Annotated in this window: 20 protein-coding genes; 2 read left to right on the top strand and 18 right to left on the bottom strand. The window is 34.7% G+C overall.

Features of this window, described 5'->3' with window-relative positions; translation table 11 throughout:
* Window positions 1-65: 65 nt before the first annotated feature.
* Both NAMH_RS04640 and NAMH_RS09170 read right to left on the bottom strand, forming a co-directional pair.
* Window positions 66-536: a hypothetical protein gene (locus NAMH_RS04640; protein WP_015901872.1), complete on the bottom strand. Its 471-nt coding sequence runs from the start codon at window positions 534-536 to the stop codon at window positions 66-68.
* A gap of 64 nt (window positions 537-600) precedes the next feature.
* The gene (locus NAMH_RS09170) at window positions 601-762 is read right to left on the bottom strand and encodes a hypothetical protein (protein ID WP_012663819.1); all 162 of its coding nucleotides are present in this window, start codon (window positions 760-762) and stop codon (window positions 601-603) included.
* A 106-nt stretch (window positions 763-868) separates the two neighbouring features.
* On the opposite strand from NAMH_RS09170, the gene NAMH_RS04630 reads away from it, so the two are divergent.
* A complete protein-coding gene (locus NAMH_RS04630) occupies window positions 869-1,399 on the top strand; it encodes a PhnA domain-containing protein (protein ID WP_015901987.1) in 531 nt (176 codons plus the stop codon).
* A gap of 13 nt (window positions 1,400-1,412) precedes the next feature.
* Here the strand turns inward: NAMH_RS04630 and NAMH_RS04625 are convergent, their stop codons facing one another.
* Genes NAMH_RS04625 through msrB form a run of 8 tightly spaced genes read right to left on the bottom strand, consistent with a single transcriptional unit; the run spans window position 1,413 to window position 5,292 of the window.
* Window positions 1,413-1,898 (bottom strand): HIT family protein, encoded by a 486-nt coding sequence (locus NAMH_RS04625; protein WP_015902699.1) that lies wholly within the window; start codon window positions 1,896-1,898, stop codon window positions 1,413-1,415.
* A gap of 33 nt (window positions 1,899-1,931) precedes the next feature.
* Window positions 1,932-2,291, bottom strand: coding sequence for a DUF2089 family protein (locus tag NAMH_RS04620; RefSeq protein ID WP_015901982.1), 360 nt, complete (start codon window positions 2,289-2,291; stop codon window positions 1,932-1,934).
* A 57-nt stretch (window positions 2,292-2,348) separates the two neighbouring features.
* Window positions 2,349-3,065 carry an ATP-binding cassette domain-containing protein gene (locus NAMH_RS04615; RefSeq protein WP_015902662.1) on the bottom strand — a complete coding sequence of 239 codons (717 nt, stop codon included), beginning with the start codon at window positions 3,063-3,065 and terminating at the stop codon, window positions 2,349-2,351.
* A complete protein-coding gene (locus NAMH_RS04610; protein WP_015902177.1) occupies window positions 3,058-3,369 on the bottom strand; it encodes an MTH1187 family thiamine-binding protein in 312 nt (103 codons plus the stop codon). Before NAMH_RS04610 ends, NAMH_RS04615 begins: the two co-directional genes overlap by 8 nt.
* Before the next feature lie 35 nt (window positions 3,370-3,404).
* Window positions 3,405-3,698 carry a DUF4282 domain-containing protein gene (locus tag NAMH_RS04605; protein WP_012663533.1) on the bottom strand — a complete coding sequence of 98 codons (294 nt, stop codon included), beginning with the start codon at window positions 3,696-3,698 and terminating at the stop codon, window positions 3,405-3,407.
* Window positions 3,691-4,197, bottom strand: a complete 507-nt coding sequence (locus tag NAMH_RS04600; protein WP_012663802.1) for a macro domain-containing protein — start codon at window positions 4,195-4,197, stop codon at window positions 3,691-3,693. Before NAMH_RS04600 ends, NAMH_RS04605 begins: the two co-directional genes overlap by 8 nt.
* Window positions 4,185-4,916 carry an alpha/beta fold hydrolase gene (locus NAMH_RS04595; RefSeq protein ID WP_015902186.1) on the bottom strand — a complete coding sequence of 244 codons (732 nt, stop codon included), beginning with the start codon at window positions 4,914-4,916 and terminating at the stop codon, window positions 4,185-4,187. The genes NAMH_RS04600 and NAMH_RS04595 overlap by 13 nt, the downstream gene beginning before the upstream one ends.
* Entirely contained in the window at window positions 4,906-5,292 is a 387-nt protein-coding gene (msrB, locus tag NAMH_RS04590) for a peptide-methionine (R)-S-oxide reductase MsrB (protein WP_012664007.1), read from the bottom strand. The genes NAMH_RS04595 and msrB overlap by 11 nt, the downstream gene beginning before the upstream one ends.
* A gap of 49 nt (window positions 5,293-5,341) precedes the next feature.
* Here msrB and recR point away from each other — a divergent pair, with 49 nt between their 5' ends.
* Entirely contained in the window at window positions 5,342-5,905 is a 564-nt protein-coding gene (gene recR, locus NAMH_RS04585) for a recombination mediator RecR (protein ID WP_015902406.1), read from the top strand.
* On the opposite strand, the gene NAMH_RS04580 is transcribed toward recR, so the two are convergent.
* Genes NAMH_RS04580 through ychF form a run of 8 tightly spaced genes read right to left on the bottom strand, consistent with a single transcriptional unit; the run spans window position 5,895 to window position 12,909 of the window.
* Window positions 5,895-7,262 (bottom strand): FAD-dependent oxidoreductase, encoded by a 1,368-nt coding sequence (locus NAMH_RS04580; protein ID WP_012663457.1) that lies wholly within the window; start codon window positions 7,260-7,262, stop codon window positions 5,895-5,897. The two genes, recR and NAMH_RS04580, sit on opposite strands and share 11 nt — an antisense overlap.
* Entirely contained in the window at window positions 7,259-7,891 is a 633-nt protein-coding gene (locus NAMH_RS04575) for a phosphoglycolate phosphatase (protein WP_015902133.1), read from the bottom strand. Before NAMH_RS04575 ends, NAMH_RS04580 begins: the two co-directional genes overlap by 4 nt.
* Before the next feature lie 27 nt (window positions 7,892-7,918).
* Entirely contained in the window at window positions 7,919-8,416 is a 498-nt protein-coding gene (locus tag NAMH_RS04570; protein ID WP_012663486.1) for an LOG family protein, read from the bottom strand.
* Window positions 8,417-8,462: 46 nt separating this feature from the next.
* A complete protein-coding gene (locus NAMH_RS04565; protein ID WP_015901893.1) occupies window positions 8,463-8,912 on the bottom strand; it encodes a hypothetical protein in 450 nt (149 codons plus the stop codon).
* 21 nt (window positions 8,913-8,933) lie between these two features.
* The gene (locus NAMH_RS04560; RefSeq protein WP_228368685.1) at window positions 8,934-9,341 is read right to left on the bottom strand and encodes a YchJ family protein; all 408 of its coding nucleotides are present in this window, start codon (window positions 9,339-9,341) and stop codon (window positions 8,934-8,936) included.
* The gene (locus tag NAMH_RS04555) at window positions 9,319-10,977 is read right to left on the bottom strand and encodes a molybdopterin-dependent oxidoreductase (protein ID WP_015902629.1); all 1,659 of its coding nucleotides are present in this window, start codon (window positions 10,975-10,977) and stop codon (window positions 9,319-9,321) included. Before NAMH_RS04555 ends, NAMH_RS04560 begins: the two co-directional genes overlap by 23 nt.
* A gap of 10 nt (window positions 10,978-10,987) precedes the next feature.
* Window positions 10,988-11,818, bottom strand: coding sequence for a CvfB family protein (locus tag NAMH_RS04550; RefSeq protein WP_015901844.1), 831 nt, complete (start codon window positions 11,816-11,818; stop codon window positions 10,988-10,990).
* On the bottom strand, window positions 11,815-12,909 hold the full coding sequence (ychF, locus tag NAMH_RS04545) for a redox-regulated ATPase YchF (RefSeq protein WP_015902419.1): 1,095 nt from the start codon (window positions 12,907-12,909) through the stop codon (window positions 11,815-11,817). The genes NAMH_RS04550 and ychF overlap by 4 nt, the downstream gene beginning before the upstream one ends.
* Window positions 12,910-13,038 lie beyond the last annotated feature (129 nt).

Below are 13,038 nucleotides of genomic sequence, written 5' to 3'. Positions count from 1 at the left end.
TGTTTTTTTATACTTATAATCGTATACATATAATAAAATTAAAAAACAAAAGAGAAAAGCCCTTTTTATTGGGCTTCTTGTTGAAGTCTTTGCATAATTCTTTGCATTTTTCTATAGTTGTACTGCATTTGTTTAAGTTGTTGTTCTAATTGCACTGCATCAAGATATGCTCTTTTATTTGTTTGTTTCATGTCTTGTTTCATCTGTCTAATTTGTTGTCTTAGTTGATCCATTGATTCACTGACAGTTTGCATATTTTGTTTCATAGCTCTTACTCTTGCCTGAGTTCTCGTTCTTACTTGATTTTTAGCTTGTTTGGCTTTTTGTGCTTTGTTCATAGATGTTCCGTCAGGTCCGCCTGTAATCATTTCAGGAGATATTCCTCCATAATTGCCTGATCCTGAAGCGCTTCCGCTTGCTCCACCCATTGAACTGCCAACTGAACCTCCGAATGAACCACCCATTCCTCCACCGAATGCAAATAACATTGTTCCGCTTAAAAGTGCTACGCTTAATAATTTTGCTGCTTTTTTCATTTTTAACTCCTTTTTATTAAGTTATGTAAAATTATAAAATCAAGGAGTTAATGAAAAGTTAACATTAAAATAATTTATTCAATAATTCTTTGTTATCCTCCAAGTATTTATCAATAAGCTTTCTGAGCTCTTTACTTGAATCAGAATGTTTCAGTTTTGAGATCTTTTTAAACGCTTCCCATTTTGACTTTTCTATTTTAAAATTTGCATTTTTCATTTCTATCATTATGTTTCCTTTATAATTTCATTATTTTTTCATTATAAATATGTGTAATGTTATTTTATTCAATTTTCGGCTTTTTTGCTATACTTTCACCAAAAAAAGGCGATAAATGAACGAAAAAGAGATATTTGCAAGAGCAAACAACAAATGCGAACTTTGTGAAAGTGAAGAAAACCTTACAGTTTACGAAGTATACAAAAGCGACGACAACGACGGATATGCCCTGCTTTGTGATAAATGTTTAAGTCAGATAGAATCTCAAAACTATGACGAAAACCATTTCAACTGTCTGAATAACGCAATGTGGAGTGAAGTGCCGACAGTTAAGATTCTAAGCTATAAAATATGGAAAGCGCTTGGAAGAAGCGATATGACTGATATGATGTACCTAACAGATGAAGAAATGGCAGTCGCAAACAAAACCGAAGAAGTTGTAAAAGATGCAAATGGAAACATTCTAAAAGCCGGAGACAGCGTAAGTGTTATAAAAGATCTTGAAGTAAAAGGCGCCGGTAAAACAATCAAAAGAGGAACGGTTGTTAAAAACATCAGAATGTGTGACGTTGACGGTCATGTATCATGTAAAGTCGACGGTATCGGTCAGGTTTATTTAAAAACCGAATTTCTTAAAAAGATCTAATAGGGCTACTCCCCTATTTCAGGTATTTTCCTGCAATTGATTTTATTTCTTCGTATATTTTGTCAAAATCCGCACTGTAAACCCTCGTATCAAAAACCGTAGTCATCAGATTCGTATCACGCTTAAATCTCGGAACCATTTGTAAATGTATATGATCAGGAATCCCCGCACCAGCGTCAAATCCTAAATTCCACCCCATATTTATACCGTGAGCACCGAAATCTTTTAATATTTTACAGCCTGTCTGAGCCATTTTGGCTATATGGCAGACTTCTTTTTCATTCAGATCTTCATAATTTGATACGTGTCTTAGAGGGATAATCATAAAATGCCCAGGATTATAAGGAAACCTGTTCATTACGAAAAAACAGATTTCATCACGGTAAAACACCTGGTTTTCTTCATCTTTCTCAGGAGTGTTCGCTATATCGCAAAAGACACAGCCTGTCTGTTTTTTGACGTGGTATTCTCTTCTCCATGGAGCATAGAGTCTTTCCATTATTTTCCTTTATATATTAATGTATGGATTATATCAAATGTTTCCGAGCAGTTCGTTAATTATTTTCTCGCCTTCTTCTTTTGATATTTCGTTGTTTCTTATTTTGCTTTTTATGTATGTTATTTCATCATCTCTCTCTTTTATTAACATAATAAGTTCACTCTGTAAATCTTGAATTCTTTTTTTAAGCGTAGGATACGTAATACCGAGTTTCTCGGCCAGATCTTTTAGGTTTCCACCCGCAAGAATAAGCTCAAGTGCGAGTTTTTGGGAGTTTAGAGAAAGCTTTGCAAGTAGAGGAAAAGAAAACCCGCCTTCAAATACAGTATTACAATGCGTGCATTTTAAACGTTCTATCTGAAGGTTGGATTTACATACGAAACATTTTGTCATTTTTCAGCCTTTTAATATTATTAAAAAATTATAGGCTAATTTTTAAAATAATTCAAATTATCGAAATAAAAATTTCAAATAATTAAATTTGTTCAAAATATTTTCTGATACATCAAATACTTCTGTTAGATCTTTTGAGGTTATAGTGTCGGTTTTTTTGTATATACGCCCTTCTTTTAAAAGGATAATCTCTTTATATGTTTCATTTATTTCATTAAAGTCGTGTGTAATTAAGATCTTTTTATTTTCAAGGCTTTCCAATAAAGTAAAAAACTCATACTTAGCCTTAATATCCAGCCCGTTAGTAGGTTCGTCAAGACAGAGGATTTTCGGCTCATGTATTATTGCTCTTGCAATCAGCACCCTTTTAAGCTCTCCGAGTGAGAGTGTAGCTGTAAACTGTGATTCTTTTAGTTTAAACCTTTCACAAAGCTCTTTTGCTTTTTCGAGATCTTGTGAGGTTATGTTATGAAAAGGATATATGTCGTATGAGTTTTTTAGAGAAGAAAGTACAGCGTCTAAAACTCTGACGGAATTTTGCTTGTAAAAATACTCCATATAGCTGTCTACCACCCCAAATGTTTTCCTCGCTTCTTCAAGCGTCAGCGTTTTACCGAAAACTTCTCTTTTAAAGAGCTTTTTTGGATAAAGCTCATGGGTAATGATTTTTAAAAGCAGGCTTTTACCACTGCCGTTAGGCCCGAGTATTGCAAAAGAGTCCTTCGCTTCAAAAGCAATGTCCAAAAAGAGGTGCTCAAACGAGAGCTTAAGCATTAACCTCCCCTATTTTGTTTTTTATGGAGTTGATTTTCTGTTTCATTCTGTTAGATTTATTTTTTCTTATATCCATTTTGATTGTAGTATATACCCTGTTGCAGTCGGGTTCTAATTGTTTGTACGCGTTATTGATAACGGCTGTGGCTTCTTCCATGCTTTCCACTTCAAACACCGTACCCATAGGTGTCAGCTGATAGTTTAAATCACTTTCTTTAAACATTTTAATTACCCTGCTTACATATTCGCTCACACTCTCCCCCTTATCTGTCGGGAAAATAGCGAATTCCACAAGTACGCTCATTTTTTCTCCTTTTTTGATTGGATTTTACCAAAAAGTTATTGAACAAGCGCATCCCTAATCTGCAAATAAGCGATTAAAAACTCAAAAAACATTCTCAAAAACAGCTCAAAAAGTAAAAAGCATACAAGCATAAAAATAATCATTTTGGTTTTATGTATTGCAGGGCTGTAGTTTGGAAAAACGGATTTGAATATTTTGGAGCTTAGAATTTTGTTTTTGCCGTATATTAAAAACAGAGGTATCAGCAAAGCAAAAAAATAGTAAAAAAATATAAGCACGTCTGTGCTGATAAATTTTTTAAATGTTAAAAAATCGTTTATATTATTCATCGAATATCTTTTTTATAAGTTTATAATCATCATGTCTGTAGCCGTAAATAATTACTTCACACTCAAAATCCACATCCCTTGAAAAAAACTCTTTATATATTCTTATAACTTTTTCTTTATCAAGGCCGCCTACTCCCGTACCCATAAGCGGCAGTACCATTTTGCAGGGAGCATGAGGTTTTATTAATTTTTCAATGTTTCTAAGGATGGTTTTGATTGTGTCGTATGTGGGTGAGGGATTTAGTTTTGAATAGTCCATTACCGCAGCATGCAAAGCATGTTTGAAGTTTGGATTTTTAGGGCAGCTTGTAACTATTACTTCTCCCTGTTTTATCGGAGTATATTTTTTCATTTCAGTCTGCAGTTCATTTCCACAGTTTATTCTAAATGCGGCTGATACCCCGCTTCCTAAGAAAAGATCAGTATTTGAAGGATTTACAATAAAGTCCGCTTCTTTTTCATCAAAGATATTCCCCTGTTTTACAATTATTTTATACATTCGAGAACTTTTTGCTCAATTATCTGTCTGTTTTTTTCGGCGTTTTCCCCGGTAAAGAAGAAATAATGATCACCATTTAATATATCAAAGTCACACGCCAAAAGGTCACTTTGTTTTTTTATTGCATAAGGAGGAACGGCGGTATCACTGCTTCCTCCGAAAATCAAAGCATTGTTTCGGAAATTTTTAAATTCTTCACTAAAGTCTTCGTCAACCACTTTTTTAAACGTTTCATACATATTTTCACTCATACCTTTTACATCACTGCTTACAAACAGGTCTCTTAATGAACCGAGGCCGATTTTTTTAAGGAATTTATAGATTTTTATTTTTATTTGTACACTTTTAGGTTTCGGAATTATAATTCCGGCGCTTGCAAGCAACACTAAAAGATCAGGGTTTAGAAGCGTTGCTACTTTACCTCCAAAACTGTGGCCTACTATTATCTCTTTTTTGACATTAATATCTTCTAAGAATTTATCTAATATTTTGGCATAATCTTTTGTGGTTAATACATAATCATTGCTTGATTTTCCAAATCCAGGCATATCAATATAAATATGTCTGAAATCTTTGAAATTATTTTTAAAACTTTTCATAATCTCTTTGTTACTTCCCCATCCGTGCAGAAAAATTATATCTTTTTTATTGGAAGGGTTAATAATCTCATATGATATATCAAAGTGTTTATTGTCGATTTTTACAGTTCTAAGAGCCACTTTTATCTCCGTATTTAGGTATGAATTTCAAACTTGCAGAATTTATACAGTATCTGATTCCCGTAGGTGCCGGACCGTCGCCGAAGATATGTCCGAGATGGCCCCTGCAGTTGCCGCACATTGCTTCTATTCTCGTCATACCTCCTGTAAAATCCGCCTGTTCAAGCACAGGTCCGATCGATATATAAAAACTCGGCCAGCCCGTACCGCTGTCAAATTTATGCTCACTGCTGAAAAGCTCCGTTCCACAGCATCTGCATTTGTAGATTCCCGGTGTTTTATTATCCCAGTATTCGTTATTGAAAGGAGGTTCGGTACCTTTTTCACAAATAACGTATTTTTCGAAATCACTTAATGTGTTTTTGCATTCGCACATATAAAACCTTTGATATAATTTTGAAAATTTTATCCAAAATAGGAGTCAAATGAAAGACTTACACTCAATCAACAGACTTATTGAAGCTTTTGAGGAGCTGCCGAGTATAGGTAAAAAATCGGCAACAAGACTTGCCCTTTCCATTGCAAAAGACAAATTTAAAGCCTTAAAACTTATTAACGCAATAGAAGATGTGGTTGCGAATATTAAAGAATGCGAAATTTGTGGTAATTTCAGTGAGCACGAAATCTGCGACATATGTGCGTCTGAAAACAGAGATAAAACACTCGCAATAGTAGAGAATTCAAAAGATATTATGATTATAGAAGAATCCGGAAGTTATAACGGATATTATTTTGTATTAACTCATATCGACGATGAGGTTATACAAAAATTAAGGGAAATTATTAAAGATAAAGAAATAAAAGAAGTTATATTTGCTTTTCCACCGTCGGTGGAGTCGGAAGCGAGAAGCCTTTATATTGAAGATAAACTAAAAGATTTAAATATAGAATTCACGCAAATAGCACAGGGAGTTCCGACGGGCGTTCATTTTGAAAATGTAGACGTAAACTCTCTTGCAAAAGCTATTAAGCTTAGATTCAAGCTTTAAAACATCTTTTGCCCATATCTTCCGGGTATCCTCTTTTTTGTGCAATTTCACATGATTTTTCTGTAATTAATTCATCACTGAGCTTATTTATTTCATCTATTTCAATCTGTTTTTTATAAGGTATTGCGAATTTCTTACTTAAATCTTTTACAATCGAATCAGCCATTGACGTAACGGTTGACGCTTTTACAACTTCACACCTTGCGTAATTATCTTCAAAACTTATCTCAACCGCTCTTAATTCCGCATCGCAGCCCGGAATCTGCTGCGCTCCGTATAAAGGTACGTAAGTAACCTCGCTTGAACTAAATTCCGGGATATACTGACTCATATGTTCAATCGCTCTTTTGGCTCTCTTGCCCGCTTCTTCTTTTTGCCAGCCTTTTTCTATTTTTTCAATGAAATGTTTTGGAAGTTTTGGGTATGAACTTTTTTCATCCGAACTTACAAGCCCGTCTTCAAAGAGTGTGATATCTTTTGTCATACCATGAAGCTGAAAATAACCGTTAGGATAAGGCGTAAACTGGGCCATTCCTTTTGGGGTTCCCCTTTTGCCGTGGAAAATTATCTCAGGCCATGCGAAATTAAAATCATTGTTTTTTACCACATATGCCGCTTTGAACTCTGTGAGTCTCTCGCGTTTAAATTCAAGTGCGTCATCAATCTCGCCGCTTCTGTAACCGGCTGCATTTATTAAATAATCAAATTCTTCACCGTTTACAATCCATTTGTCGCCTTTTTTTTCGACATTGGCTTCTTCATATTTCACTATTCCTTTCTTTTCAAGAATGAGCTTTGCAATAGCCGCAAGTCTGAATACGTTTACTCCGTATTCCTGAACTAAAATCACCGGGTATTTGATACTCTCAAGATCAACATATTTTGCAAACGGTATAAGCCATTCGTCAGCTGTTTTAGGGTTTTTGATTAAATCTTTGTTTTTTAATTTCAATATATCTTCTTTATAATAAAGTCTGTAATATTCATCAGGATCACCCAAAACTTTGTTTTTCGGATCTTCACTTATGAGTTTTTTATATTCGTTTTTTAAAATATCAAGAGTTTCTATTAAATCTTCAGGATCCCCTTCGTCACTTTTCGGAACGACTATAACCGTAGGTCTGTAATCAATTGCATGTGGATAAAGTCTTATAAAGTCGATAGATTCTTTTAAAAGAGCGATTTTTTCTTTTAGCGTTATTTCCCTGTATAAATTCCCTCCGGCATGCAAGTGGCAAATCGGAGGTCCGCTTACAAGATCGTTTTTCTCAAAAAGTTTAACCTCTATACCTAAATTCTCAAGATACATAGCAATACTGCTGCCCGTAATTCCTCCTCCTATAATCGCTACTTTCATAAAACCTCCAAAAGTTTATTGAATTCATCAATTATTATATCAGGCTCAAACACTGCAACATCTTCTCCGTAATTGTATCCGTAGTTTACCGCTATTGATTTAATTTGAGCATTTTTTGCGGCAATAATATCATTTTTGGAATCACCTATCATAATGCTGTTTTTTGGATCAAACCCCATTTTTTCACATACATACAAAAGAGGCATTGGTGACGGTTTTTTTTCCGGCAGACTTTCCCCTCCGATATACATTTCAAAGTGAGTGTCAATTCCGAGAGTTTTTAATATCTCCCCCACAAATTCATACGGTTTATTCGTAACAATCGCTTTTTTATGCGGAAGTTTCTCGAGGGTTTCTTTAACTCCGGGATAAAGGGATGTTTTTACACAGACGTTGTTTTTATAGTGGTTTTTGAATGATTGTAATGCTTTTTGGAGTAACTCCCGGTCGTTTTTCTCTTTTAAGGCCCTTTCAATCAAAGTCCTTGCACCGTTTCCGAGATAATTTCTAACCTCTTCTTCAGTTACCCTATCAATACCGAGTTCATTAAATGTTTTATTAATTGCATCAGTCAAATCGGGCACTGAATCTATGAGTGTTCCGTCCAAATCAAAAATCAACAGTTCCAAATCAGACCTTTTTTGTCTGCAATAATATCAAAAATTTTTCTTAAAAACTTCTAAATTCTCATAAATCTCAATATCTTTTAGTCTCTCTTTAGGTATAAACGTACAATTATTAAACTCTTCATAAATTTTGCCTATTAAACAGATCCTAAAATCAAGTCCTAATCCGTACTTCAAAGCCCAAACCATAAATATTTCATTTAATGTTCCGATACTGCCTGTTTGAGCTATAAACATACCACTGTCTTCAATCAGCTTTTTTAATCTTTCAAACAGATCTTTTGTAGGTATACGTTTTGTAAGATAAGGGTTTTTAGGACGTATTTCATCAAAATATTCGAGTGTAATACCGATTACTTCTCCTCCTCCTTCTTTGACACCCTTGCTAACGGCCTCCATAAGTCCCCCGTATCCACCGCATTTAACTGTGAAGCCATTTTCAGCCAAAAACCTGCCGAGTTCAACACCTTCATCGTAAAGCTCCGCATCATCCACCCTGCTTGCACCGAATGTCGTTACTATTTTCATATAATCCCTTTATTGCTTAATTAACATAATTATTTTTATACTTTATTTATTCTATTTCACTAAGTTCATCCCTATGAGGTTTCCAGCAATCGTTAAAAAACCTGTTTTCACTTTTTAAAGTTTTTTCATCACAGTTTTCAATAATATTTTCTGCCCATTTTTCTATTATTGATTTAATTTTATCTCCCCATTTCATAAAATATCTTTCATAATCCTCGCTTGTATAAATCTTACCTCCCACATAAGGCAGTCCGTCAACGGCCGGGAGTTTAAATACGGCAAAAGTCTCTTCATCAAGCTCCTTTTTGCCCTGAAACTGTTTAATAACCTCTTCTTTTTCTTTGGCAATACGTTTTTTATGAGAGAGGTTTTTAAAAATTGCGTATTTTGTAGCTTCTGCAATTCCTATTGCTTCCGCTGTCGGAAGGTCAAATCCAAGCTTTAAAGCTCTAAGTTTTTGAAGTGCCGCCATTTTAGGAAAACGGTTTATTTTCATGGCATATCCTTTTTTTATTTATTATACATCTTTTTGTATGCCGTCAATATAAAACCACTTCCCGTCTTTAATAAACCTGCTTTTTTCATGCATTACATAATCATTAATATATGCCTTAAATTCCACATACGCTTCATTATCACCGTCAATAAATTCAATAATTTCGAGTTTTTTAAATTCACTGTTGCCGAATTCCTTAACAGACCTTTTCCATTCATTTAGATCTTTTTCAAAGTGCGGTGAATCGGGATGTGTGGTTTTAATTACATAATCAGCATCTCCGATAGCATATGCCGTGTATCTGCTTTTCATCAGAAGTAAAGCATTCGGAGCGCTTCCGATTTTGTGCCATTTAAAACAACACTCTTTATATTTCTTACCGCTTCCGCAGGGACACGGAGAATTTTTAGTGAATTTCATAATACGCATTTTCTCCTTTGCAGTTTATAAATTCGTTTATAACGCTTCCGCCTTTGGCGTATATGATGTTTTCAGGTATATTTTCAGTAAACACAACTCTTTTTTCTGGAATATTTTCTGTAACCCATCTTAACATAATATTTTTACTGTTTGGATTGATATAGATAATTTCATCACGTTGAAACTGCGAATTCAGAGCTTTATCATGCTTTGCCGTCACTATTTCAAAAGGTTTTTTATTGTATTCAAAATCTTCATTTAAAAATTTAAATTTTCCGTTATCCGTAAAAAAGCCGTCACTATATGGGGGCTTATCGAATACCCTTTTGCGGTATATTTCATCCCCTGTTTTTTCCAAATCGGCATTTAAAATCTCTTCAATATATTCATCCTCGCTTTTTAAGCCCGTAAATCCAAACTCATTCATTAAAAATTTTGTTAATTCATATTCACTTATACATTTTTCATTTTTCACTTTACACTTTTCATTTGTTATGACATATTCGTGAAAATAACTCCCCCTCACATCCTTTTTCTCAAAAAAATCTTTACTCGGGATAAAAAGCGTGGCAATTTGAGCCGTTTCATCCATATATTTACCAAAAACGACCGTTGTTTTGTTTTTAAGTTTTTGCCATTCATGCCTGTTTGGGAAACTTACAAGAGGATTACCCGCCTGTACAAAAACAACTTCATAATCATCAAGGTTTACATCCCAGAGCGGCACTTTGTTTTTATGATTCATACTGAAAGGGTTATTTATTCCGTATCCGCTGCTTCCAAGAAACGCAACTCCCCTGTCTTTCTTTCCGAAATATCCAAGCATATAAAATAAACTGTCAATAGCCCATGTGGTTTTCCAGCATTCTTTACATTTTGCCGTTCCAAGCCCTGTAAGGACTGCACCGCCCTGTTTTATGATTTCAAAAAGTTTCATTAATTCTTCGTTATTTATTCCACATTTTTTCATTAGATCTTTTTTATCATATGAAAAGACTATTTTTTTATACTCATCAAAATTATCACTCACTTCATATTGCTCACTTTCAATCACCATTTGAGCCAGCAGTATAGCCAAGTAAAAATCGCTGTTTGGTTTTACCTGTATGAAAAGATCAGAGTTTTTAGCCGTTTTAGTTTCAATAGCATCAATAGTTACAGTAAACTTGTCTTTTATCATTGGAATTAAATGAATGTTTGTCACATACGGGTTTCTGCCCCATATGATGATGTTTTTAGCGTTTTTAATTATCCAAGTGGGAAGTATTAGTGATTTTCCACGCCCTTTAATTATCCCCTCTTCTCCAAGCCCATCGCATGTGGAACCTACGGCAAATGTTGCTCCGTAATTTTCAAAAAAAAGCTTTGTTACGTTTTGCATAATCCCCATATTACCGGAACCTTTTACAAAAAGCACTCTTTTGGGGCCTTTATTTTTCAATATATCAGCTAATTTATCCAGAGTTTCATTTAACATAATATTTTTACTATTGTATTTTGGAGTGGTTTCGGAAGGAAATTTGAAGTAATTGTTCAGCTTCCAGCATAAATAAGGAGTTATTGAATCCCCCTCAAATTTAACTTTTAATTTTTCACTTTTAACTTTTAACTTGCAGGAGTCCCAACAGTCAAGCGGACAGAACATAAGAAACCTTTTATTTTATTCTTATTGTACCATTTTCCTGAACGATTTCATTTTCTTTAATCAGCTCGTTTACAGCCGATTTGAAGGCTTTTTTACTGACTTTGAAGTACTTTTTAATCTCTTCGGGGTCTGATTTGGTGGTTATTTTCATTTCGCCCCATTCTTTTAAAACATTATAGACTTTATCTTTAACATCATCTCTTGAGCCGATTTTTTGAAGTGAAAGATCAAGTTTTCCATCCTCTCTTAAGTTTTTGACAAACGCTTTTTTCTTTTGCCCCACTCTTACATCTTCAAATATTTCGTTATCAAAAAGCATTCCCTCATACATGTCATCAACTATACATTTGTATCCGAGAGGAGTTTTTGCGATTACTATTATTTTTACTTCATCGTTAACATCATAGTTTTTTGCTTTTTTGATATGCCTTGATAGTTTAGAATCAAGCATTAATCTGTCAGTTTTTTCGTCATATACGATTTTACCTATTACACTGTCGCCCTTGTTTAATTGTTTTTTCATATTTCCAAGCGGCATGAAAAGATCTTTTGGCATTCCCCAGTCAACAAATACACCGAATTTTGCTACGTCCACAACCCTGAATACTCCGAATTCCCCGTATTCGTATTTCGGTTTATCGGTGGTTGCCACGTATCTGTCTTCCGAATCGTTATAGATAAACACTTCTATTTCATCGCCTATATTCATATCATCGGTTACGTATCTGTTAGGGAGTAAAACGGTGTCACCGTCAAGGGCTTCAAGGTAAAGCCCCTGAGGAGTTTTTTTGGAAATTTTGAGTCTGTTAAGAGAGCCTAATTTCAAATATTCTTCAATCATACGTTAAACCTGAAATGCATTACATCCCCGTCTTGTACCACGTAATCCTTACCTTCAAGTCTCATGGCTCCCGCTTCTTTTGCACCCTGCTCTCCGCCATATTTTATAAAGTCTTCATAACTTATAACTTCCGCTCTGATGAAACCTTTTTCAAAGTCTGTATGAATTACACCGGCTGCCTGAGGAGCTTTTGTTCCTCTTTTAATAGTCCAGCTTCTAACTTCGATTTTTCCGGCTGTAAAATAGCTGATAAGATCAAGTTTTTCATACGCTTTTCTGATTATCTGATCAAGCCCACTCTCTTTAGCTCCAAGGCTCTCAAGGAATTCATGTCTTTCTTCATCACTCATATCAACCATTTCTTCTTCAAGTTTTGCACAGAGTTTAATTACTTCCCTTCCGTGTTTAGCCGCGTATTCTTTTAATGCTTTTACGTATTCGTTATCTTCCGCTAAGCCTTCTTCATCTACATTCGCACCGTAAAAGATCTCTTTGTTTGTAAGGAAGCTAAGCTCTCTTTCTATTACTTTAAACGCTTCTTCGTCTTTTTTAGGGAATGTTTTTACAGGGTTTCCTTCACTGATCCATTCCATCAGTTCATTTGCAAGTTCAAGCTGAGCTTTGGCGTCTTTGCTGCCTTTTGCCTGTTTTTGAAGTTTTGCTATTCTTTTTTCAAGCGTCTGCATATCCGCATATAAAAGTTCCTGTTCGATTATTTCAACGTCTCTTATCGGATCTACGCTGTTTTCTACATGTATAACGTTATCGTCTTCAAAACATCTTACCATGTGTAAAATAATATCCGTTTCTCTAATGTTGGCCAAAAACTGGTTACCAAGCCCTTCACCTTTGCTCGCACCCTTTACAAGCCCCGCAATATCAACAAATTCAATTGTAGAGTACTGAATTTTATCAGGGTTTACAATTTTTGCAAGTTCTTCAATTCTCTCATCCGGAACCGGAACGATTGCCTTATTCGGCTCAATAGTACAAAACGGATAGTTTTGAGCTTCCGCGTTTTGTGTTTTTGTAAGTGCGTTAAAAGTAGTAGATTTTCCGACATTCGGAAGTCCGACAATACCAACTTTCATTAAAATCCTTTTTTGGTGAAATTATATCGAAATAAGGTGGTAATTCTATGAAAATATTAAAGGAAGCTATGGTTGTTAGGGTTATTAAGGTTTTTTTATTTTAACCCTAACTAACCCTAATAATCTGTA

The sequence above is a fragment of the Nautilia profundicola AmH genome, assembly GCF_000021725.1.
GTDB lineage: Bacteria > Campylobacterota > Campylobacteria > Campylobacterales > Nautiliaceae > Nautilia > Nautilia profundicola.
This window is presented reverse-complemented; position numbering and strand designations above follow the sequence as displayed.

Coding starts and splice junctions, on each gene's coding strand:
- NAMH_RS04640 (WP_015901872.1), bottom strand. CDS start 536: ATGAAAAAAGCAGCAAAATTATTAAGCGTAGCACTTTTAAGCGGAACA.
- NAMH_RS09170 (WP_012663819.1), bottom strand. CDS start 762: ATGATAGAAATGAAAAATGCAAATTTTAAAATAGAAAAGTCAAAATGG.
- NAMH_RS04630 (WP_015901987.1), top strand. CDS start 869: ATGAACGAAAAAGAGATATTTGCAAGAGCAAACAACAAATGCGAACTT.
- NAMH_RS04625 (WP_015902699.1), bottom strand. CDS start 1,898: ATGGAAAGACTCTATGCTCCATGGAGAAGAGAATACCACGTCAAAAAA.
- NAMH_RS04620 (WP_015901982.1), bottom strand. CDS start 2,291: ATGACAAAATGTTTCGTATGTAAATCCAACCTTCAGATAGAACGTTTA.
- NAMH_RS04615 (WP_015902662.1), bottom strand. CDS start 3,065: ATGCTTAAGCTCTCGTTTGAGCACCTCTTTTTGGACATTGCTTTTGAA.
- NAMH_RS04610 (WP_015902177.1), bottom strand. CDS start 3,369: ATGAGCGTACTTGTGGAATTCGCTATTTTCCCGACAGATAAGGGGGAG.
- NAMH_RS04605 (WP_012663533.1), bottom strand. CDS start 3,698: ATGAATAATATAAACGATTTTTTAACATTTAAAAAATTTATCAGCACA.
- NAMH_RS04600 (WP_012663802.1), bottom strand. CDS start 4,197: ATGTATAAAATAATTGTAAAACAGGGGAATATCTTTGATGAAAAAGAA.
- msrB (WP_012664007.1), bottom strand. CDS start 5,292: ATGTGCGAATGCAAAAACACATTAAGTGATTTCGAAAAATACGTTATT.
- recR (WP_015902406.1), top strand. CDS start 5,342: ATGAAAGACTTACACTCAATCAACAGACTTATTGAAGCTTTTGAGGAG.
- NAMH_RS04580 (WP_012663457.1), bottom strand. CDS start 7,262: ATGAAAGTAGCGATTATAGGAGGAGGAATTACGGGCAGCAGTATTGCT.
- NAMH_RS04570 (WP_012663486.1), bottom strand. CDS start 8,416: ATGAAAATAGTAACGACATTCGGTGCAAGCAGGGTGGATGATGCGGAG.
- NAMH_RS04565 (WP_015901893.1), bottom strand. CDS start 8,912: ATGAAAATAAACCGTTTTCCTAAAATGGCGGCACTTCAAAAACTTAGA.
- NAMH_RS04560 (WP_228368685.1), bottom strand. CDS start 9,341: ATGCGTATTATGAAATTCACTAAAAATTCTCCGTGTCCCTGCGGAAGC.
- NAMH_RS04555 (WP_015902629.1), bottom strand. CDS start 10,977: ATGTTCTGTCCGCTTGACTGTTGGGACTCCTGCAAGTTAAAAGTTAAA.
- NAMH_RS04550 (WP_015901844.1), bottom strand. CDS start 11,818: ATGATTGAAGAATATTTGAAATTAGGCTCTCTTAACAGACTCAAAATT.
- ychF (WP_015902419.1), bottom strand. CDS start 12,909: ATGAAAGTTGGTATTGTCGGACTTCCGAATGTCGGAAAATCTACTACT.